1 rRNA gene is annotated in these 2,811 nt (G+C 54.8%); it reads right to left on the reverse strand.

What is annotated here, in order from left to right:
• Nucleotides 1-2,811, reverse strand: a 23S ribosomal RNA gene (locus ACYVJM_RS31815); the annotation flags it as partial.

Consider the following 2,811-nt stretch of genomic DNA (forward strand, 5'->3'; position numbering starts at 1 on the left):
CATTAGTACGGCTCGGCTTTATGGCTCTCACCACCTCCACCTGCCGCCTATCAACGTCGTCGTCTACAACACCCCTTTATACCGGAACACTCATCTTCAGGCCAGTTTCGCACTTAGATGCTTTCAGCGCTTATCTGTTCCCCACGTAGCTACTCGGCCGTGCCTGCGGCCAAACAACCGATCCGCCAGCGGTGAGTCCATCCCGGTCCTCTCGTACTAAGGACAGATCCCGTCAGTATTCCCACGCCCACCACAGATAGGGACCGAACTGTCTCACGACGTTCTGAACCCAGCTCGCGTGCCACTTTAATCGGCGAACAGCCGAACCCTTGGAACCTTCTCCAGCCCCAGGATGTGACGAGCCGACATCGAGGTGCCAAACCTCCCCGTCGATGTGAGCTCTTGGGGGAGATCAGCCTGTTATCCCCGGCGTACCTTTTATCCTTTGAGCGATGGCCCTTCCATGCGGAACCACCGGATCACTATACCCGACTTTCGTCCCAGATCGGCTTGTAGGCCTCACTGTCAAGCTGGCTTCTGCTATTGCACTCCCCTACCGATTACCGTCCGGTATGAGCCAACCTTGGGAAACCTCCGTTACCCTTTCGGAGGTGACCACCCCAGTCAAACTACCCACCAAACACCGTCCCACTTCCGCGGTTAGAACGCCAGTCAGCCAAGGGCGGTATTTCAAGGTTGGATCCACGATGCCTGGCGACACCGCTTCAACTCCTCCCGCCTATCCTACACATGCCTGACCGGCATTCAATGTTAAGCTGTAGTAAAGGTGCACGGGGTCTTTCCGTCCCGTGGCGGGTAAGCGGCATCTTCACCGCTACTACAATTTCACCGAACTCATGGTTGAGACAGTGCCCAGATCGTTACACCATTCGTGCAGGTCGGAACTTACCCGACAAGGAATTTCGCTACCTTAGGACCGTTATAGTTACGGCCGCCGTTTACTGGGGCTTCAGTTCAAACCTTCGCCTTGCGACTAAGCTCCCCCCTTAACCTTCCAGCACCGGGCAGGTGTCAGACCCTATGCGTCAACTTTCATTTTGGCAGAGTCCTGTGTTTTTGGTAAACAGTCGCCTGGGCGTCTTCTCTGCAGCCTCCCCTCACGGGGTAGGCCCCCCTTATCCCGAAGTTACAGGGTAATTTTGCCGAGTTCCTTAACCATGATTCTTTCGCGCACCTTAGAATATTCTTCCCAGCTACCTGTGTCGGTTTACGGTACGGGTATCCATACGCTTAACGCGCACCACTTTTCTTGGAAGCCCCTTCTGTGCTTCGACTCAGCCGAAGCCTCATCTCAACGCCCTATTCCGTCAGGACGTAACACCTCCGGCACTCCGTCATGGTTATTGCCTGTATAGATAGTGTGGGAATATTAACCCACTCCCCCTCAGATCTCGCCCTTCAGCTTATCCTTAGACCCCGACTAACCCTCCGATGACTGCCATCGCGGAGGAAACCTTAGCTTTTCGGTGTGAGGAGTTCTCATCCTCATTCTCGTTACTTATGCCTACATTTGCTTTTCCATGCGGTCCACCAAAGCTCGCGCTTCAACTTCACCCCCCATGGAATGCTCTCCTACCACAACATGCTCCTGCATGTGTCCATACCTTCGGTGGTGTGCTTGATGCCCGTTTATTATCGACGCCCGCCCCGCTCGACCAGTGAGCTGTTACGCACTCTTTAAAGGAATAGCTGCTTCCAAGCTAACCTCCTGGCTGTCTCAGCAGCCGGACCGCCTTTGTTCAACTTAGCACACACTTGGGGACCTTAGATGATGGTCTGGGTTGTTCCCCTCTCGGAGCAGGACCTTAGCACCCTGCCCCTCACTGCCACGCACCTCTCTGCGCATTCGGAGTTCATCAGAAGTTGGTAGGATGTGACTCCCCCGCATCCTGTTGGTCGCTCTACCTCACAGACAGTAACACGTAACGCTGTTCCTAAAAACATTTCGGAGAGTACGAGCTATTTCTCAGTTTGATTGGCCTTTCACCCCTATCCCCAGCTCATCCGGAAGCTTTTCAACGCTTATCGGTTCGGCCCTCCACGGTGTGTTACCACCCCTTCAGCCTGGCCAGGGATAGATCACCAAGTTTCGCGTCAACCCCCACTGACTAAGCGCCCTGTTCAGACTCGCTTTCGCTTCGGATCCTCTCCTCCAGGAGATTAACCTCGCCAGTGACGGTTACTCGTAGGCTCATTATGCAAAAGGCACGCTGTCACGCCACACTGGACGCTCCAACCGCTTGTAAGCGCCTGGTTTCAGGATCTATTTCACCCGGGTACTCCCCGTACTTTTCACCTTTCCCTCACGGTACTCTGCGCTATCGGTCTTCTGATTGTATTTAGCCTTACCGGATGGTGCCGGCCGATTCAGAGGGAATTTCTCCGGTTCCCCCCTACTCAGGATCCCCAACCCACCAACGCCCTGACCGGTACGGGACTCTCACCCTCTGTGGTGCGCTTTCCCACGCGCTTTCCGTTCGTTTGTTGGTTTGATGTCGGGTCCTACAACCCCGGCTACGCCGTAACGTAGCTGGTTTGGGCTCTTCCCCGTTCGCTCGCCACTACTCAGGGAATCACAATTGTTTTCTTTTCCTGCGGGTACTTAGATGTTTCAGTTCTCCGCGTTTGCCCCCCGTAGGGTATCATGTCTTCAACATGATGGGTTGCCCCATTCGGACACCTTAGGATCATCCCCTGCCAGCGGGTCCCCTAAACGTTTCGTCGCTTGCCACGTCCTTCATCGCCATCAGAAGCCTTAGGCATCCCCCAGACGCCCTTTTGCTGCGTATC

The sequence above is a fragment of the Spirosoma pulveris genome (genome assembly GCF_054781875.1).